Consider the following 23973-nt stretch of genomic DNA (forward strand, 5'->3'; position numbering starts at 1 on the left):
GGCATGAACAAGTTTCTGATGGCCGCGCTGGGCGGCACGGTCGCCGGCGTTGTCGCGACCACGCAATTCGTGGGCCCGTTGCTGGCGCAGGAATCAGCGCGATCGACCTCCGTTTACGAACAGCTCGATCTTTTCGGCGACATCTTCGAGCGCATCCGCGCGCAATATGTCGAGGAGGTGGACGAGGGCGAGCTGATCGAGGCCGCGATCAACGGCATGCTCACCTCGCTCGATCCGCACTCCAGCTATCTGGCGCCGGACGATGCCGCCGATATGCGCGTGCAGACGCGTGGCGAGTTCGGCGGGCTTGGCATCGAGGTCACGCAGGAGGACGGGTTCGTCAAGGTGGTCTCGCCGATCGACGACACCCCCGCCGACGAGGCCGGGATCGAAGCGGGCGATTTCATCACCCATGTCGACGGCGAGTCGGTGCTGGGCATGACGCTCGACGAGGCGGTCGATCTGATGCGCGGGCCCGTGGGCTCGGAGATCCTCATCACCGTCGTGCGCGAGGGCGAGGAAGAGCCCTTCGAGGTCTCGATCATCCGCGACAAGATCAAGCTGACCGCCGCCCGCACCCGTCTCGAAGGCGACACGGTGGTGCTGCGCGTCACCACCTTCAACGACCAGACCTTCACTCAGATGTCCGAAGGGCTGGCCGAGCGTATCGAAGAGGCCGGCGGGCTCGATCAGATCAACGGCGTGGTACTCGACCTGCGCAACAACCCCGGCGGGTTGCTGACCCAGGCGATCAAGGTGTCCGACGCCTTCCTCGAAAAAGGCGAAATCGTCTCCACCCGTGGCCGCAACCTCGCCGAGGGCGAGCGCTACAACGCCTCCGAGGGCGATCTGAGCAGCGGCAAGCCGATGGTCGTGCTGATCAATGGCGGCTCCGCCTCCGCTTCCGAGATCGTCGCCGGTGCGCTTCAGGATCACCGTCGCGCGGTGGTCGTGGGCACCAAGAGCTTTGGCAAGGGCTCGGTCCAGACGGTGATGCCGGTGCGCGGCGACGGTGCCATGCGGCTGACAACGGCGCGCTATTACACGCCGTCGGGCCGCTCGATCCAGGCGCTGGGCGTCTCGCCCGACATCGTCGTCGAACAGCCCCGCGCCCGCCCCGAGAGCGAGGAAGACGACGTGCCCGCGAACCCGTTCACCCGCTCCGAGGCCGATCTGCGCGGCCGGCTCGACAATGACAGCCTGAGCGAGGAAGAGATCCGCCAGATCGAGGAAGACCGCGCCAAGGCCGAGGCCTCCGCCGCGCTGCGCGAAGAGGATTACCAGCTGGCCTATGCCATCGACATCCTCAAGGGTCTGAGCGTTCTCGAGACCGAGCAACAGCAATAAGCGCGAAGGGCGGGGCAGACCCCGCCCTTTTCCATTTTCCGCCAGCGATTTGACGAACAGGCCATGACCCCCGAAGAGATTGCCCGACTGCCCTATCGCCCCTGCGTGGGGGTGATGCTCGTGAATGCCGACAACGAGGTCTTTGTCGGCCAGCGCATCGACAGCGAAGAGCCCGCCTGGCAGATGCCCCAGGGCGGCGTCGACAAGGGCGAGGCGCCGCGCGACGCGGCGCTGCGCGAGCTCTGGGAAGAAACCGGTGTGCCCGCCGATCTGGTGACCGTGGAGGCGGAATCCGACGAGTGGTATCCCTATGAGCTGCCGCATCACATCGTGCCGCGCATCTGGAAAGGGCGCTACAAGGGGCAGGAGCAGAAATGGTTCCTGCTGCGCTTTCACGGCAGCGACGAGCAGGTGAATATCCGTACCGAGCATCCGGAGTTTTCCACCTGGCGCTGGCTGGCGCCCGACGAGGTGGTGAGCCAGATCGTGCCCTTCAAGCGGAGCGTCTATGAGAAGGTGCTGGCCGGGTTCCGGGATCACCTGTGATCCGGGCGCTTGGTCTGTCTTTGGCGCTGTCGGTCCTTGCGCAGCCCGCGCTGGCGCTGAGCTGCGCGCCCGCGAATGTCATCCAGGACTTCGCCAATGCCGCCGCCTCGCCGGACAACTGGGTCGTTGCCGACGGCGTGCTGAGCTTCGATCCGGCGCTGTTGCCGCCTTCAGGGCCGGACGGGGCAAAGAGCCCGGTCAGCTTTACGGCGCGGATCGCCGGGATGGGACTGGGACATGACGGGTTTACGATCCCCTTCGATTGGACGGTGACGGTGCAGCTCACCTGCGCGGCGCATTGGTGCGGCAGTATCGCGCCGGGCGACTATCTCGCGTTTCTGAAACAGGGCGCGCATGGCTACGAGATGATCGTGGGTCCGTGCCCCGCCTATGTGCACCGCGATCCGACCGCGGCGCAGAAGGCGGCGGTTCTGCGCTGTTTCAGGCAGGGCGACTGCGACTGACCATGCATCCCCCCGCCCCGGACTTGATCCGGGGCCTCTCCCTCGGGCCCCCTTGCTCCGTTCTGGTGGAGAGCATGAGGCCCCGGATCAAGTCCGGGGCGGGATCTTTTCGCCGATCCTACGTTACCGCAACGCGTCCAACACCCGCAGCGAGGCATACCCGTCCGGCACCGCGCCAGTGCTCTTCTGATATCCGCGCACGGCGTTGATGGTGAGCGGCCCGATCCGCCCGTCGATCTTTTCCGGATCGAACCCGGCCTCGCGCAGCCGCGTTTGCAGCTCCATCCGTTCGTCGAGCGTCAGCGCCCGGTCCTCGCGCGGCCAGCCGTGCCGGATCGGTCCGCCGCCCATGATCCGGTCGCCGAGATGGCCGACCCCGATCACATAGGCATCGGCGCTGTTGTAACGCTCGATCACCGCGAAATTCTCGAAGATCATGAAGGCCGCGCCCAGATGCCCGCCCGGCAGCAGGATCGAGGCCGGCCCGTGATCGGCCACCGGCTTGCCATCGGTGCCCGTCACCCCGAGCGCCGCCCAGTCCGACGGCGTCTTCTCGATCTCGCGATCGGCGAGCGTATAGTCGAACCCCTCCGGCAGCGTCACCTCGACACCCCATGGCATGCCCTTCTGCCAACCGTTTTCGCTCAGGTAATTCGCCGCCGAGGCCAGCGCGTCGGCGGGATCGTCCGACCAGATGTCGCGCCGCCCGTCGCCGTTCCAGTCCTCGGCCAGCGCCAGGAAGGACGAGGGCATGAACTGGGTATGCCCCATGGCGCCCGCCCAGGATCCCTTCATGTTCGCGGCCACCGTATCGCCGTTTTGCAGGATGGTCAGCGCGTCCAGCAACTGCCCTTCGAAGAAAGCCCCGCGCCGCGTGTCATAGGCCAGCGTCGCCAGCGACTGGATCACCGGATCGTCGCCGCGATAGGTGCCGAAGGCGCTCTCAAGCCCCCAGATCGCCAGCACCGCCTGCTTGTCGACGCCGTATTTCGCCTCGATCCGGTCGAGCAGCGCGCGGTGCTTCGCAAGCGCCTTTTTGCCCGCCGCGATCCGTGCCTCCGAGGCGGCGCTGTCTAGATAGACCCAGAGGGTCTTGGTGAATTCGTTCTGGTTGCGGTCGCGCTTCACCACCTCGGGGTCGTAGTCCACACCCCGGAACGCCGCGTCGAAGGTGCTGGCGGAAATGCCCTTCTCCAGCGCCCGGCCGCGGAACTCGGCGATCCAGTCGCGGAAGCCGGCGGCGCCCTTGACGCCCTGCGGCACCTGCGTGGCGCTGCCCTGCGTCGACAGGAAGGGCCGCGCGCTGGGGCGCAGCGATTCCTCCGGTGCGCCGTCGCCGGGGGCCGCCGCAACACCTGCCGCCCACAGGCTCATGAAAATGCTCAGGATCCGCGTTCTCATGGCGGTTGCTCCTCTGGTTGCCTCCGCCACAGGCTACCCCGAAAGCCGGTTTTTGCGAAGCGCCCAGACGCGGCGGGCGCGGTTTCCCGCCATCCGCGTGTGCGCCCGTACCGCAGATCCGGCGGCGCGGTCTTGCCAGGATCTCAGCGCTTCGTTGCCCGCTGCCGCGTGACCTTGCGCTTGACCTTGGCGTCCTTGCGCTTGGCCTTGACCTCCTTGCGCCGGGGTGGGCCGCCCGGTTTGCCCCGGCTGCCGGGCCGGCGCCCGCGCGAGGGCCGCCCGGTGCCGCGGCCCTTCGGCAGCTCGGCATCCTCCAGCTCGAGGATCTCCAGCCCGATGCCGCCGGTCACCGGCGCGGCATCGGTCAGCCGCACCCGCACGCGCTGGCCCAGCCCGATGATGACGCCGGTATCGGCGCCCATCAGCGTGCCGGCGTCGCGGTCGAAATGGAAATACTCGTTGCCCAGATTGCGGATCGGCACCAGCCCGTCGGCGCCGGTCTCGTCGAGCTTCACGAACACCCCGAACTTGGCGATGCCGCTGATGCGCCCGCCGAATTCCGCGCCGATCCGGTCGCTGAGATAGGCGGCGAGATAGCGGTCATTGGTGTCGCGCTCGGCCATCATGCTGCGGCGCTCGGTGTCGGAGATATGCTGCCCGATCTGCTCCAGCCGCTCGATCTCCTGCTCGGAGAGCCCGTCATCGCCCCAGCCATGCGCGGTGATCAGCCCGCGATGCACGATGAGGTCGGAATAGCGCCGGATCGGTGAGGTGAAATGCGCGTAATTCTGGAGCGCGAGGCCGAAATGGCCGAAATTCTTCGGCGAGTAATAGGCCTGGGTCATGCTGCGCAGCGTGGCGATATTGATCAGCTCCGCCTCTTCCTTGCCGGCGGCGTCATGCAGCAGCTTGTTGAGATGCGCGGTCTTCAGCACCTGCCCCTTGGCCAGCGTCAGACCCGCCGCGTCGGCGGTGTCGCGCAAGGATTCCAGCTTGTCGGCGGGCGGCTCCTCATGCACGCGGAAGAGCAGCGGCGTCTTTTTCGCGATCAGCGTTTCGGCGGCGGCGACATTGGCGAGGATCATGAACTCCTCGATCAGCTTGTGCGCGTCCAGCCGCTCGACGAAATTCACCGAGGTGACCTTGCCCTCGTCGCTCAGCACCACCTTGCGCTCGGGCAGCTCCAGATCCAGCGGCTGGCGCCTCTCTCGCGCGGCTTTCAGCGCGCCATAGGCGGCAAAGAGCGGCTTGATCACCGGGTCGAGCAGCGGGCCGGTCTTGTCGTTGGGCTCCCCATCGAACGCCGCCTGCACCTCCTGATAGGTCAGCGAGGCGGGCGAGCGCATGAGCCCGCGCACGAACCTGTGCGACTTCTTGTTGCCCTCGGCATCCACCACCATGCGCACGGCGATACAGGCGCGCGGCACACCTTCGTGCAGCGAGCAGAGATCGCCCGACAGCCGGTCGGGCAGCATCGGCACGACACGGTCGGGGAAATAGGAGGAGTTGCCGCGCGTCTTTGCCTCGCGGTCGAGCTTTGAGCCGGGCGTGACGTAATAGGCCACATCGGCGATGGCGACCCAGATGATATGGCCGCCCTCGTTCTTCGGGTCGTCGTCGGGCTCGGCGAAACAGGCGTCGTCATGATCGCGCGCGTCGGCCGGGTCGATGGTGACCAACGGCAGCTCGCGCAGATCGATGCGACCGCTCAGCCCCGCCGGCTTCTTGCTGTCGGCCTCTTCCAGCACGTCAGGCGGGAAATCGTCGGGAATGCCGTGCTGATGGATCGCGATGAGCGACACCGCCTTGGGCTCGGACGGGTCGCCCAGCCGCAGCACGATGCGCGCCTTGGGCAGCCCCATGCGCGTGGCGCGGGGGCCGGCCTGTTCGGCCTCGACAAGCTCGCCATCCTTGGCGCCGTGGGTGGCGTCGGGGCCGACGATCCATTCCTTGTCGGCGCCCTTGTCGATGGGCAGGATGCGCCCGCCCTCGGCATCCTTGCGGAAGATGCCCACCACCTTGCGCGGGCTGGCGCCGATGCGCCGGATCAGCCGCGCCTCATAGTTGTGATCCGCCTCGTGCACGACCTGAAGCCGCGCGAGGATGCGGTCGCCCTCGCCAAGCGCCGGATCGGTGGCGCGCGGCACAAAGAGCACCGTGGGTTCCACCCCCTCGCCATGCCATTCCAGCGGCTGGGCAAAGAGATCGCCATTGGCGTCCGGCGCCTTCATCTGCAACACGCTCACCGGCGGCAGCCGGTCGGGGTCGCGATAGGTCTTCTTGCGTTTTTCCAGATGGCCCTCGTGCTCGAGCTCCTTCAGCAGGCGCTTGAGGTCGATCCGCGCGGCGCCCTTGATCCCGAAGGCCTTGGCGATGTCGCGCTTGGAGGTCAGGGTCGGGTTCGCGGCGATCCAGTCGAGGATATCCGGTTTTGTCGGCAGTTTGCTCATGGCCCTGAGCTAGCACGCCGCCGCGCCGCCGTCATGGGCAAACTCGATACCGGCGGCGGCGCGGTGGCGCTTTTCGGCGGGTGCGTGGCGCGCCTCAGCCGCCCGGCGGGCTGCCGGGATCCTGATCGCCCGAGAGATGCAGCGGCACGGCGCGGCATATCTCCTTCAATGCGCCGCGCAGCCCCTCCTCCAGCGTCGGGTGATAGAAGGGCATGCTCAGCAGCTCCTCCGCCGTCAGCCCCTGCTGGATGGCCAGCGCCAGAAGGTGGCCCATGTGATCGGCGCCGGGGCAGAACAGATCGGCCCCGATCAGCCGCCCGCGCGGCGCGGCCGCATAGATCCGCGCGACGCCGGTATTCTCGTCATCGACGCGGGCGCGGCCCTGCGAGCTGTAATCGGCGGTGCCGATCTTGGCGCTCTCGTCCGGGCCCTGGCCGATGCTGACCAGCGGCGGCTCGGTGAAGGTCAGCGACAGCGGCACCCGGCGGTCGGAGCGCACCACCGCCGGATAGGCCACCGCGTTGCGCCCGGCGATGGCGCCCTCGTCCGAGGCTTCGTGCAGCACCGGGTGCATGGCGTTGGCGTCGCCCGCCATGAAGATCGGCGCCTCGCCGCATTGCATCGTCGCCTCCGAGACCTCGGGCATGCCCTTGTCGTTCAGCTTGAGCCCCGTCGCCTCCAGATTGAGCCCCTTCAGGTTCGGCGGGCGACCGGTGGCGACCAGCACCCTGTCGAAAAACTCCGACTGCCCGTCCCAGTCGATCCGCACCTTGCCCCCCTCTTCGGAGGGCTGCGGATCGCTGCCCAGATGCAGGGCCATCTCCTGCGCCATCGCGTCTTTCAGCGCGTCATGCACCCGCTCGCAGCGCATCTGCGCCAGCCGCTCCGCCCGGTCGAAGACCGCGACGCGCACGCCCAGCCGGGCCATGGCCTGCGCCAGTTCCAGCCCGATCACGCCCGCGCCGATCACCGCGAGGCTCTGCGGCAGGTCGTCGAGCTCGAACACCGTCTCGTTGGTCAGCGTCAGGTCGCCGAGCGCGCGATAGGGGCCGGGCACCATCGGGGCCGAGCCGGTGGCGATCACCACCGCCTTTGCCGAAACGCTGCGCCCGTCATCCAGCTCCAGCGTGGTGGCCGAGGTGAACCGCGCGCGGGCGCGGATGCAGGTGCCCTCGGGCAGCCGGTCAAAGCCCTTGCGGGTGCCGGCGACAAAGCGGTCGCGTTCTTCGCGGACCCGCTTCATCACCGCGCGCCCGTCGACCGAGACCGGCCCGGTGCCGATGCCGAACACCCCGGCCTTGCGCGCGCCATGCGCCGCCCGGCCCGCCGCGATCAGCAGCTTGGAGGGCATGCAGCCCACGGTGGCGCAGGTTGTGCCGGCGAATTCCGGGTCGATGAGCAGGGTGCGCGCGCCGTGTTTGCGCGCGTTGTGTTCGGCGGAAATGCCGGCGGTCCCGGCCCCGATCACCGCCACGTCACAGGTCAGATCGGCCATGATGTCCTCTTTTCCCTATCAGTTAGCGGCAGAGTGCCCCGCGACAACGGCGCCGGAAACGGCAAAGGCGCCCTGTCGCCTGCGACAGGAAGACCCAGGCGGCGGCTCAGACGGTGAAATAGTCGCGCAGGATCCGCGTGTAGATCGCCTTGAGCTGGCGGATCTGCTCCACGGGGACGGATTCATCGATCTGGTGCATGGTCTTGCCCACGAGGCCGAATTCCACCACCGGGCAGTGATCCTTGACGAAGCGCGCATCCGAGGTGCCGCCGGTGGTCGACAGCTCGGGCCGGCGCCCGGTTTCCGCCTCCACCGCGCCGGAGACCAGATCCGAGAGCGGCCCGGGCGGGGTGAGAAAGCTCTCGCCCGAGATCTTGATTGCGACCTCGGTTGTGGTGCCGAATTCCGCATCGAGTTTTGCCGCCTCGGCTGTCAGCCAGTCGCTGAGCCCGGCGCCGGTATGGGCATCGTTGAAGCGGATATTGACCGTGCCGCGCGTCTGCGCCGGGATCACGTTGGTGGCCGGGTTGCCGGTGTCGATGGTCACCACCGCCAGCGTCGAGGCGTCGAAATGCGCGGTGCCCTCGTCGAGCGGGTGCGAGGCGAGCCGGTCCATCAGCCGCGCCATGGCGGGCATCGGGTTCAGCGCGCGATGCGGATAGGCGGCATGGCCCTGCCGCCCGGTCACGGTGAACCAGGCGTTCATCGAGCCGCGCCGCCCGATCTTGATCATCTCGCCCATCTCGCTGGGGCAGGTGGGCTCGCCCACCAGGCAGACCGACATGCGCTCGCCCTCGGTCTCCATCCAGTCGAGCAGCGCCACGGTGCCGTCCACCGCGTCGCCCTCCTCGTCGCCGGTGATCGCCAGCACGAGGGCGCCGTCGGGCGGCGTGTCACGGACGAAATCCACCGCCGCCGCCGCAAAGGCCGCGACGCCCGATTTCATATCGGTGGCGCCGCGCCCGTAGAGGATGCCGTCGCGGATCTCGGCACCGAAGGGATCGGCGCTCCAGGCGGCCAGATCGCCGACCGGCACCACATCGGTGTGGCCGTTGAAGCCGAAGCTCTTCGCATGGCCCTTGTCGCCCCAGCGCGCAAAGAGATTGGCGATGCCGCCCCGGTCGACCCGCGTGCAGACAAAGCCCGCCCCCTCCAGAAGCGTCTGAAGCAAGCTCAGCGCGCCGCCCTCCTCGGGGGTGACCGAGGGGCAGCGGATCAGGTCTGCGGTCAGTTGAACGGGGTCGGTTGCGGTCATCTGGTCTGTCTCCGAAAGCTGTGATGCGATGGCTACCCCGCCACGCGGCGAAGGGCAAATGTCATGAAACCCCGCGCAGCCAAGCCCCGCCCCCTTACGCGAGGGGAAGGGGTGTGCTACCAATAGGTTAATAAAGAACAGGCAGAGCAAGCCGCTGGCATGTCCCGCAGGAGCGAGGAGCAGGGTCGCGGAGAACAGGGCACCGGGAACACCGCATGAGCTGGATCGCCATCGCGGGCGGCGAGCGCCGCTGGACCGACGAGCGCGTTTTCGACGCCGCTCTGCGCCCGCGCGACCAGCTGCTGTCGCGCGGCTCGCTGCTGATCGAGACGCGGCTGTCTGCGGAGGGAAAGCCGCAGACCCTGCTGTCTTACGAGCGCAGCCATCCCTGGCCGGGGGCGCTGTCGTTGCAGGCGCTGCCCGGCGGCAGCATCGTGCTGATTGTCAGCCAGGGCGCCGATGTGTTCCACACCCTGCTGGAGTATCCGGCGGATGCGCGCACCGATGTGCTGCGGGTCACCTATAGCTGGGACTCGACGCAGCGCTGGGGCCGGCTGGCGCTGGAACGGCCGGAAAGCGACACCGTGGCATTGCGCGAGACCCCGCCCCCGCCGCCGCTGGTGCTGGAGGATATCCACACCATGGTGCGGCGCCCGCAGCTCTGCCGGACCGATCCCGATGTGGTGTATTTCGCGGTCTCCGACGAGATCGAGCCGGTCGGGCCGATGCCGGCGCTGCTGGGCGATATTCCGGTGGCCACGCCGCAGGGGGCGCGGCAGGTCAGGGATCTGCGCTGCGGCGACACCGTGCAGACCCGCGACAGCGGCGTCGTGCCGGTGCTGCACCGCGCCAGCCGTTTGGTGCCGGCGCTGGGCTCGTTCCGGCCCATAAGGCTGCGCGCGCCCTATCTGGGCCTGCGCCGCGACATCGTGGTGACGCCGCATCAGCGACTGGTGATCGGTGGCTCCGAGGTCGAATACATCTTCGGTCGCGAGGCGGTGCTGGTGCCGGCGCTGAGCCTGGTCAACGGCTTTGCCGCCGTCGAGGAAGACGGCCCGCTGACGATGCGCTATCACAATCTGCTGCTGCCCACGCATGACGCCTTCATCGCCGCCGGCGCGGCGCTGGAAAGCCTCTATGTCGGGCGCCTGCGCCGCTATCGCGACCGGGTCGCCGCCTCGGTGCTGGCGGAGTGTCCGTCGGGGCTTTTGCCCGAGCAGCACCGGGCGGGTTATCAGGTGCTCGGACCCTTCGAGGCGATCACGCTCGCCGAGGCGCGGGCGGCCTAGCCTTCGTTGAAGAACGGCGTGATTTGCGCCACGATCACCGAGTTTTCCTCCAGCGCGCGCGCCATGAGCTCCTGCTCGTCCGCCTCGATCTCGTGCCCCTGGGCGCGGCGCTCCTCTTCGGTGCCGTAGCCGGTCACATCGAGCGGCGACAGCTCTGCCTGTTTCAGGATCGCCACGGTCTCGCGCACGGCCTCGGCCTCGTCGACGCCGCTGGCATAGCACATCAGAGCCGCGCCGGTGGCGCCCTCGGGTAGCCCGTCGCCCGCCTTGCGGCCGACCTCGACCAACAGGGTGTAGACGCGCTGCTTGGATGGTTTCTTTGCCGCCATGGCCGTGTCTCCCGCGATTGCGGGCGGGATGCGGCAGGGGGCGGGTACTGTCAAGCCCCGCTCAGCCGGCAAAGAGCTCCACCGCCACCGCGCAGCCATAGACCGCCATCATCAGCACGCTTTCGATGCCGATCCGTGCCGGGCCCCGGCGCTGGCGCAGGATCAGCCCGCCGAGCAGGATCGCGGTCATCAGCATGCCCGTGGCCAGCCAGTAGAGATCGGTCATGCCCACCGCCTGAAAGATCGAGCCGTCGCGATAGGCGATGTCGGAGAAGACCAGGAACAGCGTGTCGAAGGTGTTGCCGCCGATGATCCCGCCCACGGCGAGTTGCAGTGCCCCTCGGCGCACCGCCACCATCGTTGTCACCAGCTCGGGCAGCGAGGTGATCACCGCCGTGATCAGCGCGCCGACGAGGCTTGAGGTCAGGCCGAAGCGGGTGATGAAGGTGCTGCCGATCTGGCTGATGACCCAGCCCGCGAGCCCCATCAGCGCCACCAGCGCGGCAAAGATCAGCGCCGGGCGCAGCACCGGGGCGCCGGGGGCGTTGTCGGCTTCAGGTTCGTCGTGGCGGGTGTCGCGGGTCTCGACCGGGCGCCACATCGGGCGCTTGCCGACCTCGGCTGAAAGCTTCACGCCGGAGAGATAGGCCAGAAACATCACGATCGAGACCGGGTGCACGCCGGCAAAGGCGATATCCGGTCCGGCCATGGCGGCGACGGGCAGGCTCAGCAGGATGAGCAGCATGACCGCCTGAAACAGGTTGGCGGGCTCGGCGGCGGCATGTTCGAGATTGGCGTTGCGGTGCAGCAGGTCGGCGATGGCGAGGAACAGCGTCTGCGCCGCGATGCCGCCCACCGCGTTGGAGACGGCAAAGCTGGCATCGCCCCCCGCGGCGCCGGTCACCGAGACCACGACGCCCGAAAGCGAGGTCGCGCCACCCAGCAGCACGCCGCCGGCCAGCGCCTCGCCCAGCCGCGTGCGGTCGGCGATCACATCGGCCAGTGCCGTCGCCCGGATCGAGGCCGCAACGACCAGCGCGCCCGCCAGGGCAAAGAGCCCCAGCAGGAGCGGAAGGGAAAGCTCCTGGATCACGTTTTAGCGGCGCATCCGGCGCGCGGCCCAGATCAGCAGGCTGGCGCCGGCGGTGCCGACCACAAGCTGCGGAATCCAGCTATTGGCGGCGTAGATGCCCAGCAGCGAGAGCAGCGCGTTCAGCACCACGGCGCCGACAATGCCCAGCACGATATTCAGCAAAAGACCGGTATCGGCCTTCATGATCATGCTGGCGATCCAGCCGGCGAGCCCGCCGACGATGATGGATGCAAGAAGTCCCAGGCCCATAGCGCCCCCGCTGTGAATTGCTGTCGTCGCAACCCAACGGCGGGAGGGGCGGAGCGGTTCCCGCGCCACCGCTCGGGCGGCGCGGGAGATGCCGCGGATCAGTCGCGCAGCAGCTCGTTGATGCCGGTCTTGGAGCGGGTCTTGGCGTCGACCCGCTTCACGATCACCGCGCAGTAGAGGCTGATATCGTTCTTCGACGGCATGCTGCCCGAGACCACCACCGAATAGGGCGGCACCTCGCCATACATCACTTCGCCGGTCTCGCGGTCGACGATCTTGGTGGACTGGCCGATATAGACGCCCATGCCCAGCACCGAGCCCTCGCGCACGATCACGCCCTCGACCACCTCGGAGCGGGCGCCGATAAAGCAATTGTCCTCGATGATGGTGGGGCCGGCCTGCATCGGTTCCAGCACGCCGCCGATGCCGACGCCGCCCGAGAGGTGCACGCCCTTGCCGATCTGCGCGCAGGAGCCGACGGTGGCCCAGGTGTCGACCATGGTGCCCTCGTCCACATAGGCGCCGAGGTTCACGAAGGAGGGCATCAGCACCACGCCCGGGGCGATATAGGCGGATTTGCGCACGACGCAGTTCGGCACGGCGCGGAAGCCGGCATCGCGCCAGGTGTTCTCGCCCCAGCCCTTGAACTTGCTGTCGACCTTGTCCCACCAGCCGCCGCCCTGCGGGCCGTTGTCCTGAAGCTCCATGTCCTTGAGGCGGAAGCCAAGCAGCACCGCCTTCTTGGCCCATTGGTTCACATGCCAGCTGCCGTCCGCCTGTTTCTCGGCGACGCGCAGCTTGCCCGAATCGAGCGCCTCCAGCGTGTCTTCGATGGCTTCGCGGGTTTCGCCGCCGGTCGAGGGTGTGATGGTGTCGCGCGCCTCCCAGGCGGCTTCGATGGCGGCTTCGAGCTGTGCGTTGGACATGAGCGTCTCCTCGTGCGATCCGGTTTCAAGCCCTATAGCGGGCCGCCCGGGCCTCGGCAACGCATGCCTTTTGCGTGATGGGCCGAAGCCTCCCGCGCGGGGTCGGAAATTGGTTTCCGGGGAGAGCGTGGGCACGGTCACAAACACGGCACTGGGCCGCAGAGCCCCCGTTATCCCGGTGATCCCCGCGGCGGCGCTTTCGCAGGGCATCGCGACTGCGCCGCGGCCACTGGGTGCGCCCCGCCAGATCGCCGGCACCCCAAGCTTGGCCTCATTCCGCCGCCATATGCATCGCGGTTTGCGCGCCGTGTCCCGGCAGCCGGAATTTGCCCACGACGCCGACCAGCATGTCGGCCTCCACCCGCAGCTTGTGGCTGACCGTCTCCATATCGTGCAGCGCGGCGGCGTTCTGCTGGACATCCTTGTCGATGGCGCCGACCGCTGTGTTGATCTGGTGGACGTTGCTCGATTGCTCCTCCGACGTGGTGGAGATGTAGGAGACCTGTTCCACGAACTGTTCGACCGTTTCCTGGATCGCCTTCAGCGAGGCGGAGGAGGCCGAGACCAGCTCGACCCCTTCGCTGACATGGGCATTGCTGCTTTTGATGACGCTGTTGATCTCGCTGGCGGCATCGGTGGCCCGCTGCGCCAGCCCGCGCACCTCTTGTGCGACGATGGCAAAGCCGCGCCCGGCCTCGCCCGCGCGGGCGGCCTCGACCCCGGCATTGAGCGCGAGCAGGTTGGTCTGAAAGGCGACATCGTCGATCAGACCGGTGATGCGGCTGATGGAGGCGGAGGAGTCCTCGATCCGCTTGATCGCCTCCAGCGCGCTTTCGGCGACGCTGCGGGTCTCGTTGGCGCGGGTGCGCGCCGTGCCCAAAGACTGCTCTGCGCCCTGGGCGCTGCGCGCGGTCTCCTTGACCTGCTCGGTGAGCATTTGCAGCGCGGCGGCGCTTTCCTCCAGCGAGGCGGCGGAGTTCTGGCTGCGCCGCGACACCGCGCCCGAGGCGGCGGTGATCTCGGTGGCGGTGGCGTTCAGCATGCCGCAACTGTCGGAGAGTTGCTGCACCGTATCGGTGAGATTGGCCACCAGCCCGTCGATCGAGCGCGAAATCTCCTCAAACACGCCCTTTTGCCCCTTGGCCATGGTGACGGTCAGATCGCCATCGGCCAGCGCGTCGAGCACATTGCGGATATCGCCGAGCCCTTTCTCGGCGGCGGCGCCGATGGCGTTGACGCCATGCACCAGCTCCGTGGCGCCGCTGCCCTCTTCCGGTTCCGGCAGCCGCTTGGAGAAATTGCCCTCGGCACAGGCACGGATCACCTCTGAAATGGACTGGTCGAGCGAGGCCTTGGAGGCGAGCTCCTGGCGGAACCGTTCCACCGCCGCGCCGATGGCGGCGGTTTCGGCAATGCGCGATCCCGCGATGCGCGAGGAGAAATCCCCCGCGCGCATCTTTTCCAGCGCGATCTGGATGGCGCGCAGCGGTCGGGAGATCACCATCGACAGCGCAACCGCGAGAAACAGGAAAAGCGCGATGCCCGCCGCGGCCGAGGCCATTGCCGCGGCCTGTGTGCGCAGCGTCGCGGCGGTTCCCGCCTCCAGCGTCGTCGCCGCGTTGGCGATGGCGCTCTCGTGCAGGGTGCGCAATAGCGGTTCGGTCTCCTCATAGAGCCTCGACAGCTCTTCGCGGACCGCGCCTTCGGCGAGGCGTTCCTCGACGAACATCGTAAAGGCCTGCTGGTAGGTGGTCAGCAACTCGTCAATCTCGCGTCGCTGGGTCGCGGAGGTGTAATAGCTGGCGGGAAACGCCTGAAATTCCTCGACCCGGGCAGTGAGGCGGTCGAGATATTTCGGATCGCCGCGCATGATGAAATCCTTCTCGTGCCGGCGCATCATCAGCATCTTGACCTGCATTTCCGGCATGCCGATGGCGTTCAGCGCGGTTTCGACCTCGTGCACGGCGCGGCGCAGCTCGCCTTGCAGGCCGCTTTCCTCGTCGAGCCCGAGCCGGCGGTTGCTGGCTACCAGAGCGGCGAAACGGTCCTGATAGGCCTGCATCTTTGCAGTCGCGGTTTCGAGCTGCGGCAGCAGCTCCGTCATGCCACCGTCGCTTTGCAGCAGGCCATGTAGCTGGTCGGCATCGTCGAACAGGTCGGACAGGGCCGCTGCGTGGCGATCAATATACTGATCCTCGAGGCGCAGGAGAAAATCCTTCTCGGCGCGTCGTGCCTCGAGAAAGGCGATGTCCATCTCGGTCACGATATCGGCCAGGCTTTCCGCCTGCCGGACATTGCCGTCGATGGTGTCGCGACGCTCCTTCACATGCTGCATCGCGATGACGAGGCCGATCATGACCGCACCCGCCAGGCCGACGACGGTCAGAATCGCGGTTCGGATGGGGACGGTGGTGCGCATGAGGGGCGGATTCCTTCGTAGCCGGGGTTTCGGTTGCGCAGCCTAAACGCCCAAAAGATAACGAAGCATGAAGCCTGGAGCAGTCTCTTGCCGGTCACCTGTGCGCGCGCGTGAAACGCCCCTCTTGCGGAATCGAATCGCGAGGCGTATATGCCCTTCAACAGCGGCGCGTCGGGGTCTTCTCCGAGGTTCCACCGGGAAAGATCGACGGGCCGCGCGCCCGTTTTTTTGTTTCACGCATCGGACCCGGACACATGACCGACCTGATCGCAAAATCCGCCATCGACCGGCGCCTCGCCGAGATCGTCACCCCCGTCATCGAAGACATGGGGTTCGAGCTCGTGCGCATCCGGCTGATGGGCGGCAAGACCTCGACGCTGCAAATCATGGCGGAACGCCCCGAGGGCGGGATCGAGGTCGACGAATGCGCCGAGATCTCCACCGCCGTCTCCGCCATTCTCGATGTTGAGGATCCGATTCTCGACACCTACACGCTGGAGGTCTCCAGCCCCGGCATCGACCGCCCGCTGACCCGGCTCAAGGATTTCGAGACCTTCGAGGGATATGAGGTCAAGATCGAGACCCAGGAGATGATCGACGGCCGCAAGCGCTGGCGCGGCGTTCTCGCCGGGGTCGAGGGCGGCGAGGTGCTGCTCAATATCGAAGAGGGCGGCGAGGAACAGACCATCGGCCTGCAATTCGACTGGCTCAGCGATGCCAAGCTGATCCTCACCGACGACCTGATCCGCGACATGCTGCGCGCCCGCAAGGCCAAGCCCGTGGACGAAACCCAATACGATGAAATCCAGGCCGACGACGCGGCCGCTCAGGAGGAGTAAAACAACAATGGCAATCACCTCTGCCAACCAGCTTGAGCTTTTGCAGACCGCCGAGGCGGTGGCCCGCGAGAAGATGATCGACCCCGCCCTCGTGATCGAGGCGATGGAAGAGTCGCTCTCGCGCGCGGCGAAATCGCGCTACGGCTCCGAGATGGACATCCGCGTCAAGATCGACCGCAAGACCGGGCGGGCGACCTTTACCCGGGTGCGCACCGTGGTCGAGGACGAGGAGCTGGAGAACTACCAGGCCGAGATGACCGTGCAGCAGGCCAAGCAGTACATGGCCGATCCCAAGGTGGGCGATCAGTTCATCGAAGAGGTGCCGCCGGTCGATATGGGCCGCATCGCCGCGCAATCGGCCAAGCAGGTGATCCTGCAAAAGGTCCGCGAAGCGGAGCGCGACCGTCAGTACGACGAGTTCAAGGACCGTAACGGCACCATCATCAACGGCACCGTCAAGCGCGAGGAATACGGCAACGTCATCGTCGATGTGGGCCGTGGCGAGGCGATCCTGCGCCGCAACGAGAAGATCGGCCGCGAGAGCTATCGCCCCGGCGACCGCATCCGCTGCTACATCAAGGACGTGCGTCGCGAGGCCCGCGGCCCGCAGATCTTCCTGTCGCGCACCGCGCCGGAATTCATGGCCGAGCTCTTCAAGATGGAAGTGCCGGAGATCTACGACGGCATCATCGAGATCAAGGCCGTGGCCCGCGACCCGGGCTCGCGCGCCAAGATCGGCGTGGTCTCCTATGACGGCTCCATCGACCCGGTGGGCGCCTGCGTCGGTATGCGCGGCTCGCGCGTGCAGGCCGTCGTGAACGAGCTTCAGGGCGAAAAGATCGACATCATCCCGTGGAACGAGGATATGCCGACCTTCCTGGTGAACGCGCTTCAGCCCGCCGAGGTCTCCAAGGTGGTGCTCGACGAGGATGCCGAGCGCATCGAGGTGGTGGTGCCGGACGAGCAGCTGTCGCTGGCCATCGGCCGTCGTGGCCAGAACGTGCGTCTGGCGTCGCAGCTCACCGGTCTCGATATCGACATCATGACCGAGGAAGAAGAGAGCCAGCGCCGCCAGAAGGAATTCGAGGAGCGCACCAAGCTCTTCATGGATACGCTGGATCTCGACGAGTTCTTTGCCCAGCTTCTCGTGGCCGAGGGCTTCACCAATCTCGAAGAGGTCGCCTATGTCGAGCTCGACGAACTGCTGGTGATCGACGGAGTCGACGAGGGCACCGCGCAGGAGCTTCAGACCCGCGCCCGCGAATTCCTCGAAGAGCAGGCCCGCAAGGCGCTGGAACATGCCCGCGAGCTGGGTGTCGAGGACAGCCTGGTTGACTTCGAGGGGCTCACTCCCCAAATGGTAGAGGCACTGGCAGAAGACGGCGTGAAGACGCTGGAAGATTTCGCCACCTGCGCCGACTGGGAACTGGCCGGCGGCTGGACCACGGTGGATGGCGAACGTGTCAAGGACGACGGTCTTCTCGAAAAGTTCGATGTGGATCTTGCCGAGGCTCAGAATCTGATCATGACCGCGCGTGTCCTTCTTGGCTGGGTCGATCCCGCCGATCTCGAAGCGGAGGCCGAAGACGAGGCCGACGAAGACGGTGACGCGGAAGAGACCGGGGAAGAGGTCTGAGCGCATGAGCAGGGGCGGCCAGGACAAAGACCGGGCCGACGGGCCGGAGCGGCGCTGCATCGCCACGGGCGAGAGTCAGCCGGCCTCCGGCCTGATCCGTTTCGTGATCGGGCCCGAGAACCAGGTGGTGCCGGATCTGGCGGGCAAGCTGCCGGGCCGGGGCATCTGGGTGGCGTCGGATCGCGCGGCGCTGGAAAAGGCCGCCGCCAAGGGGTTGTTCGCCCGGGCGGCGAAACAGCCTGTGACGGTGCCCGACGATCTGCCCGGGCTGATTGAGCGGATGCTGGCGCGGCGAGTGGTCGAGCTTATCAGCCTCGCCCGCAAGTCGGGCGATGCGGTGGCAGGTTATGAAAAGGTCAAGGATTGGCTGGGCCGCGAGGATGCGGATGTGCTGATCCAGGCCGAGGACGGATCCGGGCGCGGCAAGTCGAAATTGTCCACGCCGCAATGGGGCAGCTATATCGGCTGGCTCACGGCGGATGAGCTGGGTCTGGCCTTTGGACGGGAAAAGGTGATACATGCGGCGCTTGGCGCTGGTGGACTCACGAAACGTGTTGTAGAGGAGGCCCAAAGACTGAAGGGCCTGCGCGTCGGAAGGGCCGATGCGACGTCGGTGGCAGGGGCCACCGGGGCGGCGAAAGCCGCCGGGGGCGGTAGGGCCGCCGGAAAGGATAAGAGAGCTGAATGAGCGATAACGACGGCAAAAAGACTCTGGGTGTTCGTGGTGGCGGTCCCCGTTCGGGATCTGTGAAGCAGAGCTTCAGCCATGGCCGCACCAAGAACGTCGTGGTGGAAACCAAGCGCAAGCGCGTGGTGGTTCCCAAACCCGGTGCCGGTGGCGGCAAGGGCGGGGGCGGCAGCGCGCTCGGCGGGTCGGGCGGCAAGCGTCCGGCGGGGATTTCCGATGCCGAGATGGAGCGCCGGCTCAAGGCGTTGCAGGCCGCCAAGGCCCGCGAGGCCGAGGAACAGGCGCAGCGCGAGGCCGAGGAAAAGGCCCGCGCCGAAGAGCGTGCGCGCCAGCGCGCCGAGAAGGAACAGAAAGAGCGCGAACAGCGCGAGGCCGAAGAGCGCGCCAAGGCGAAAGCCGAGGAAGAAGCGCAGAAGGCCCGCGACGCTGCCGAGGCCGCCAAGAAGGCCGAGGCCGCCGCTGCCGCGCCGAAGGCCGATCCGGCTGCCGCCGCGCAGGCGCGCGGCCCGGCAGGCGGCGGTGCCGGTGCGCCCAAATCGGCGCAGCCGCAGCGCAAATCCGAGCGCGAGCGCGAGGAGCGTGGCCGCTCGACCCGTGGCCGCGACGACGGCAACCGCCGCTCCGGCAAGCTGACGCTGAACCAGGCGCTCGGCGGCGAGGGCGGTCGGCAGAAATCCATGGCCGCGATGAAGCGCAAGCAGGAGCGTGCGCGTCAGAAGGCGATGGGCGGCCAGCAGCAGCGCGAGAAGGTCGTGCGCGACGTCCAGCTGCCCGAGGCGATCACCGTCGCCGAGCTCGCCAACCGGATGGCCGAGCGTGTGGCGGATGTGGTCAAGTCGCTGATGCAGAACGGCATCATGGCGACGCAGAACCAGACCATCGACGCCGATACCGCGGAACTGATCATCGAGGAATTCGGCCACCGCGTGACCCGCGTCTCCGATGCCGATGTCGAGGACGTCATCAAGACCGTCGACGACAAGCCGGAAGATCTTCAGTCGCGTCCGCCGGTCATCACGATCATGGGCCATGTCGACCACGGCAAGACCTCGCTGCTCGACAAGATCCGTCAGGCCAATGTGACCTCTGGCGAGGCCGGCGGGATCACCCAGCATATCGGCGCCTATCAGGTGACGACGAAGGGCGGCGACGTGCTGACCTTCCTCGACACGCCCGGCCACGCCGCCTTTACCTCGATGCGCTCGCGCGGCGCTCAGGTGACGGATATCGTCGTGCTGGTGGTGGCGGCGGATGACGCGGTGATGCCGCAGACCGTCGAAGCCATCAACCACGCCAAGGCCGCCGGCGTTCCGATGATCGTCGCGATCAACAAGGTGGACAAGCCGAGCGCCAACCCGACCAAGGTGCGCACCGACCTGCTTCAGCACGAAGTGGTGGTGGAGCAGATGTCGGGCGAGGTGCAGGATGTCGAAGTGTCGGCCCATACCGGGCAGGGGCTCGACGAGCTGCTCGACGCCATCGCGTTGCAGGCCGAACTGCTGGAGCTGAAGGCGAACCCGAACCGGGCCGCCGAAGGCGCCGTGATCGAGGCACAGCTCGACGTGGGCCGCGGCCCGGTCGCCACCGTCCTCGTGCAGAACGGCACGCTGAAACAGGGCGACATCTTTGTTGTGGGCGAGCAGTACGGCAAGGTCCGTGCGCTGATCAACGACAAGGGCGAGCGGGTCAAGGAAGCCGGCCCGTCGGTGCCGGTCGAGGTTCTGGGCCTCAACGGCACGCCCGAGGCCGGTGACGTGCTCAACGTGACCGAGACCGAGGCGCAGGCCCGCGAGATCGCCGAGTACCGCGAACACGCCGCCAAGGAGAAACGCGCCGCCGCCGGTGCCGCGACGACCCTTGAGCAGCTGATGATGAAGGCCAAGGAAGACGAGAGCGTCTCCGAGCTGCCGGTGGTCGTGAAGGCCGACGTGCAGGGCTCGGCCGAGGCCATCGTCCAGGCGCTGGAAAAGGTCGGCAACGACGAGGTCCGCGTGCGGGTGATCCACTACGGCGTGGGTGCCATCACCGAGACCGATATCGGCCTTGCCGAAGCCTCGGGCTGCCCGGTGATCGGCTTCAACGTTCGTGCCAACGCGCCGGCGCGCAACGCGGCGAACCAGAAGGGCGTGGAGATCCGCTATTACTCGGTGATCTACGACCTGGTGGACGATGTGAAAGCCGCTGCGTCGGGTCTGCTGTCGAACGAGGTTCGCGAGAACTTCATCGGCTACGCGCAGATCAAGGAGGTCTTCAAGGTCTCCAATGTGGGCAAGGTCGCCGGCTGTCTGGTCACCGAGGGTGTGGCGCGCCGCTCCGCCGGTGTCCGCCTGCTGCGCGACGATGTGGTGATCCACGAGGGCACGCTGAAGACGCTCAAGCGTTTCAAGGACGAGGTTGCCGAGGTGCAGTCCGGCCAGGAATGCGGCATGGCCTTCGAGAATTACGACGACATTCGCCCCGACGATGTCATCGAGATCTTCGAGCGCGAGGAGATCGAGCGGTCGCTCTGATCTCCGAAGCGAGAGACAAGGGAAAGGCGGCGCCCTCGGGCGTCGCCTTTTTCAATATTTGAAAACGGGGCCGCCGTTGGAACGGAAAAGCCCGGGCACGAGGCCCGGGCTTTTCCGTAGTACCGATGTGTAAGTCTGTGGCGAGCTGGGCTCAGGCTGCAACCGGCATACCGGTGAAAACCTGAGTACCCACACGCACGGCAATGCGACCGTCGGGCAGGGTCTTTTCGACCAGGCCCTGAACCGAGACGCAGCTGCCGAGAATGATCGTACGCAGCATTTCAATGTTCCCCGTGTTGAGTGTTACAAAACTATGAATAAGGGGGAATCGTTAACGGAACCAGAATAAATTCTGTCAAGTGCGCCTATAATCTATGCAAACAGGCCATTTTCCCGAATTTTCTTATGCTGCAATGCAGAAAATTCTGGACAATTCTAAAGGCTCACAGCCAGTCGCGCAGGATCGCGATGAGGGGAATATCCGCCGGCGGCATGGGGTAATCGCGCAGCTCGCGCGCGCGGACCCATTTCAGCGCCTGGCCCTCCTTCGATTGCGGCGTGCCCTGCCATTTGCGGCAGGCATAGAGCGGCATCAGAAGGTGAAATGTCTCATAGCTGTGCGAGGCGAAGGTCAGCGGCGCGAGGCAGCTTTCCCAGGTGTCGATGCCCAGCTCTTCCTGAAGCTCGCGGATTAGCGCGTGCTCGGGGGATTCTCCCGGCTCGACCTTGCCGCCGGGAAATTCCCAGAGCCCGGCCATGCTCTTGCCCTCGGGTCGCTGCGCGAGGAGCACGCGGCCATCGGGGTCGATCAGGGCGACGGCGGAGACGAGGACGATCTTGGACATGGTGAGGCTCTGGCGGAAAGGGCGAAGGCGAGGGGCAGGCCCCTCGCCGGGGTGAGTATTTAGAGAAAGATGAAGGAGCGGGTCAGGAGCGGTAATCGGCGTTGATGCTGATGTAACCGTGGGTGAGGTCGCAGGTCCAGACGGTGGCTTTGCCCTCGCCCAGGCCGATATCGACCCCGATGGTGATCTCGGGCTCTTTCATCAGCGCGGCGCCGTCCTCTTCGCGGTAGGAGGGCGCGACCCAGCCGTTTTCCGCCACCAGCACATCGCCGAAGCGGATGGTTAACGTGTCGCGGTCGGCGGCGGCGCCGGATTTGCCCACCGCCATGACGATGCGGCCCCAGTTGGGATCCTCGCCGGCGACGGCGGTCTTGACCAGCGGCGAGTTGGCAATGGCCAGCGCATGGGTGCGGGCATCGGCATCGGAGGCGGCGCCGGTCACGTTGACGGTGACGAATTTCGTGGCGCCCTCGCCGTCCTTCACCACCTGATGGGCGAGATCGAGGAAGACACCTTCGAGCGCCTCGGCGAAGGCCGTGTCTTCGGCGGTAACGTCGACACCAGAGGCGCCGGTGGCGCCCATCAGCAGGGTGTCGGAGGTCGAGGTGTCGCTGTCGACGGTGATGCAGTTGAAGGTGCGGGCGTTGATGCCGCTCACCAGCGCCTGAAGATCGGTGCGGGAGATCCTTGCATCGGTGAAGAGATAGACCAGCATCGTCGCCATGTCCGGCGCGATCATGCCCGAGCCCTTGGCAAAGCCCGCGATCTTCAGCGCGCCGCCGGGCAGCGAAACGGTGGCGCAGGCGCCTTTGGGGAAGGTGTCGGTGGTCATGATGGCGCGGGCGGCTTCGGCGCCCTTGCCCGGGTCGAGCGCGGCGACCAGCTCGCCCACCTTTGACGTGATGCGGTCATGCGGCAGGCGCTCGCCGATCACCCCGGTGGAGCTGGTGAAGACGCGGGTTTCCGGCAGGCCGGTGGCGCCGGCCACCGCCGCGCAGATCGCCGCGACCGAGCCGTCGCCTGCCTTGCCGGTGAAGGCGTTGGAATTGCCCGAATTGACGATGATCGCGGCGCCGGCCTCGCTGTCGGCGCCGATCTTGGCCTGACAGTCGAGCACATTGGCCGAGCGCGTGGCGGAGCGCGTGAAGACCCCGGCCATGGTGCTGCCGGGGTCGAGCAGGGCCAGCATCACATCCGTGCGCCCCGCATAGCGCACCCCCGCCGCGGCGGAGGCGAAACGCACGCCCCCGATAACCGGAAGCTCCGGAAAACCCTCGGGCGCGAGGGGCGAAACGGATGTGATCTTGGCCACTTAGTCCTCCAGAAGCTGCGTGTTGGACAGCACCGAGACATCGGCCTCGGATTTGTCCATGCGGGTCACGTCGGCCGCTGCGAGCTTTTCGTCGATATAGCTCTGCACGGCTTCCTGTTGCAGCTTCAGTTCGATCTCTTCGCGCACGCTGTCAAGAGCCGGCGCTTCCTTGTCGCGGGTCTCGTTGAGCTTGATGACGTGCCAGCCGAACTGGGTTTCCACCGGGGCGGAAATCGCGCCGGGCTCCATCTCTTTCACGGCCTCTTCGAAGGGCGCCACCATCATCCCGGCACCGAACCAGCCGAGCTCGCCGCCATTGGGGCCGGAGGGGCCGGTGGATTTCTCCTTGGCCAGTTCGGCGAAATCGGCACCGCCTTCCAGCTCTTCGACCAGCGCCTTGGCCTCGTCCTCTGTTTCCACGAGAATGTGAGAGGCGTTGAACTCGGTGCCGAGATCGGAGCCGGCATAGTCCGCGTCATAGGCGGCCTGCACCGCCTCGTCGGTCAGCGCGGCCTGGGCGACGGTCTTGATCACCTCGGCGGCCATCAGCGCGCGGCGCTCGTTTTCCAGCGACAGGGTGACCAGCTTGGTTTCCTCGGCCTGCTCGTCCTGCGCCAGAACCGCCTGCTGCACCAGCTGATCGAGGATCCCGTCCCACAGCACCTCATCGCCGAGCTGCTGATACTGGTCCGGCAGGGTGGAGCGGATCACCAGCATGTTGCCCAGCGTGATCTCCTGGCCGTTGACCGTGGCCACGACGGAGTCGAGGCCCATTTCCTCCTGCGCCTGAGCGGGCAGCGCCAGCGCAATCGCAAAAGCCGCCGCGGTCAGTTTCGTGAGGGTTTTCGGCATCTGTCAGGTCCTTTCGCGGTCCTTGGGT

Annotated in this window: 21 protein-coding genes; 8 read left to right on the forward strand and 13 right to left on the reverse strand. The window is 66.9% G+C overall.

Annotated features, from left to right (window positions below; genetic code table 11):
• Positions 1-3 precede the first annotated feature (3 nt).
• The 3 genes from Ga0080574_RS12170 (at position 4) to Ga0080574_RS12180 (ending at position 2357) form a co-directional block, all read left to right on the forward strand.
• A complete protein-coding gene (locus Ga0080574_RS12170) occupies positions 4-1347 on the forward strand; it encodes a S41 family peptidase (protein ID WP_076705913.1) in 1344 nt (447 codons plus the stop codon).
• Positions 1348-1410: 63 nt separating this feature from the next.
• Positions 1411-1893, forward strand: a complete 483-nt coding sequence (locus Ga0080574_RS12175; protein ID WP_076699397.1) for an RNA pyrophosphohydrolase — start codon at positions 1411-1413, stop codon at positions 1891-1893.
• A complete protein-coding gene (locus Ga0080574_RS12180; protein ID WP_076699399.1) occupies positions 1890-2357 on the forward strand; it encodes a hypothetical protein in 468 nt (155 codons plus the stop codon). Before Ga0080574_RS12175 ends, Ga0080574_RS12180 begins: the two co-directional genes overlap by 4 nt.
• Positions 2358-2480: 123 nt before the next feature.
• Here the strand turns inward: Ga0080574_RS12180 and Ga0080574_RS12185 are convergent, their stop codons facing one another.
• The 4 genes from Ga0080574_RS12185 to dapE form a co-directional block, all read right to left on the reverse strand.
• Positions 2481-3758: a lytic murein transglycosylase gene (locus tag Ga0080574_RS12185; protein WP_076699401.1), complete on the reverse strand. Its 1278-nt coding sequence runs from the start codon at positions 3756-3758 to the stop codon at positions 2481-2483.
• Positions 3759-3901: 143 nt separating this feature from the next.
• A complete protein-coding gene (gene rnr, locus Ga0080574_RS12190; RefSeq protein WP_076699403.1) occupies positions 3902-6208 on the reverse strand; it encodes a ribonuclease R in 2307 nt (768 codons plus the stop codon).
• A gap of 94 nt (positions 6209-6302) precedes the next feature.
• The gene (locus Ga0080574_RS12195; protein ID WP_076699405.1) at positions 6303-7703 is read right to left on the reverse strand and encodes a dihydrolipoyl dehydrogenase; all 1401 of its coding nucleotides are present in this window, start codon (positions 7701-7703) and stop codon (positions 6303-6305) included.
• Between the two features lie 106 nt (positions 7704-7809).
• Entirely contained in the window at positions 7810-8958 is a 1149-nt protein-coding gene (dapE, locus tag Ga0080574_RS12200; protein WP_076699407.1) for a succinyl-diaminopimelate desuccinylase, read from the reverse strand.
• A gap of 215 nt (positions 8959-9173) precedes the next feature.
• Between dapE and Ga0080574_RS12205 the strand changes: the two genes are divergently transcribed.
• Positions 9174-10247, forward strand: coding sequence for a Hint domain-containing protein (locus Ga0080574_RS12205; RefSeq protein ID WP_076699410.1), 1074 nt, complete (start codon positions 9174-9176; stop codon positions 10245-10247).
• Here the strand turns inward: Ga0080574_RS12205 and Ga0080574_RS12210 are convergent.
• From Ga0080574_RS12210 to Ga0080574_RS12230, 5 genes are all read right to left on the reverse strand, one after another.
• The gene (locus Ga0080574_RS12210) at positions 10244-10576 is read right to left on the reverse strand and encodes a DUF8846 family protein (RefSeq protein ID WP_076699412.1); all 333 of its coding nucleotides are present in this window, start codon (positions 10574-10576) and stop codon (positions 10244-10246) included. The two genes, Ga0080574_RS12205 and Ga0080574_RS12210, sit on opposite strands and share 4 nt — an antisense overlap.
• A 61-nt stretch (positions 10577-10637) precedes the next feature.
• Positions 10638-11669, reverse strand: coding sequence for a sodium:calcium antiporter (locus Ga0080574_RS12215; protein WP_076699414.1), 1032 nt, complete (start codon positions 11667-11669; stop codon positions 10638-10640).
• A gap of 3 nt (positions 11670-11672) precedes the next feature.
• Positions 11673-11918: a GlsB/YeaQ/YmgE family stress response membrane protein gene (locus Ga0080574_RS12220; RefSeq protein WP_076699416.1), complete on the reverse strand. Its 246-nt coding sequence runs from the start codon at positions 11916-11918 to the stop codon at positions 11673-11675.
• 98 nt (positions 11919-12016) lie between these two features.
• The gene (gene dapD / locus Ga0080574_RS12225; RefSeq protein WP_076699418.1) at positions 12017-12844 is read right to left on the reverse strand and encodes a 2,3,4,5-tetrahydropyridine-2,6-dicarboxylate N-succinyltransferase; all 828 of its coding nucleotides are present in this window, start codon (positions 12842-12844) and stop codon (positions 12017-12019) included.
• 271 nt (positions 12845-13115) lie between these two features.
• On the reverse strand, positions 13116-15263 hold the full coding sequence (locus tag Ga0080574_RS12230; protein ID WP_076699420.1) for a methyl-accepting chemotaxis protein: 2148 nt from the start codon (positions 15261-15263) through the stop codon (positions 13116-13118).
• 254 nt (positions 15264-15517) lie between these two features.
• Here Ga0080574_RS12230 and rimP point away from each other — a divergent pair, with 254 nt between their 5' ends.
• The 4 genes from rimP to infB are packed head-to-tail and all read left to right on the forward strand — an operon-like array spanning position 15518 to position 20936.
• Positions 15518-16102 (forward strand): ribosome maturation factor RimP, encoded by a 585-nt coding sequence (gene rimP, locus Ga0080574_RS12235; protein WP_076699422.1) that lies wholly within the window; start codon positions 15518-15520, stop codon positions 16100-16102.
• A gap of 7 nt (positions 16103-16109) precedes the next feature.
• A complete protein-coding gene (nusA, locus tag Ga0080574_RS12240; protein WP_076699424.1) occupies positions 16110-17738 on the forward strand; it encodes a transcription termination factor NusA in 1629 nt (542 codons plus the stop codon).
• 4 nt (positions 17739-17742) lie between these two features.
• A complete protein-coding gene (locus Ga0080574_RS12245; protein ID WP_076699426.1) occupies positions 17743-18426 on the forward strand; it encodes an RNA-binding protein in 684 nt (227 codons plus the stop codon).
• Positions 18423-20936 (forward strand): translation initiation factor IF-2, encoded by a 2514-nt coding sequence (gene infB, locus Ga0080574_RS12250; RefSeq protein WP_076699428.1) that lies wholly within the window; start codon positions 18423-18425, stop codon positions 20934-20936. Before Ga0080574_RS12245 ends, infB begins: the two co-directional genes overlap by 4 nt.
• 151 nt (positions 20937-21087) lie before the next feature.
• Here infB and Ga0080574_RS26725 read toward each other — a convergent pair whose 3' ends face one another.
• From Ga0080574_RS26725 to Ga0080574_RS12265, 4 genes are all read right to left on the reverse strand, one after another.
• Positions 21088-21216: a hypothetical protein gene (locus tag Ga0080574_RS26725; protein ID WP_257787900.1), complete on the reverse strand. Its 129-nt coding sequence runs from the start codon at positions 21214-21216 to the stop codon at positions 21088-21090.
• Positions 21217-21379: 163 nt separating this feature from the next.
• Positions 21380-21781 (reverse strand): 8-oxo-dGTP diphosphatase MutT, encoded by a 402-nt coding sequence (gene mutT / locus Ga0080574_RS12255; protein WP_076699431.1) that lies wholly within the window; start codon positions 21779-21781, stop codon positions 21380-21382.
• An 82-nt stretch (positions 21782-21863) separates the two neighbouring features.
• A complete protein-coding gene (argJ, locus tag Ga0080574_RS12260; protein ID WP_076699433.1) occupies positions 21864-23093 on the reverse strand; it encodes a bifunctional glutamate N-acetyltransferase/amino-acid acetyltransferase ArgJ in 1230 nt (409 codons plus the stop codon).
• Positions 23094-23945 (reverse strand): peptidylprolyl isomerase, encoded by an 852-nt coding sequence (locus Ga0080574_RS12265; protein ID WP_076699434.1) that lies wholly within the window; start codon positions 23943-23945, stop codon positions 23094-23096.
• Positions 23946-23973: the final 28 nt, after the last annotated feature.

Origin of the sequence: Salipiger abyssi (assembly GCF_001975705.1) — a bacterium.
Lineage (GTDB): Bacteria > Pseudomonadota > Alphaproteobacteria > Rhodobacterales > Rhodobacteraceae > Salipiger > Salipiger abyssi.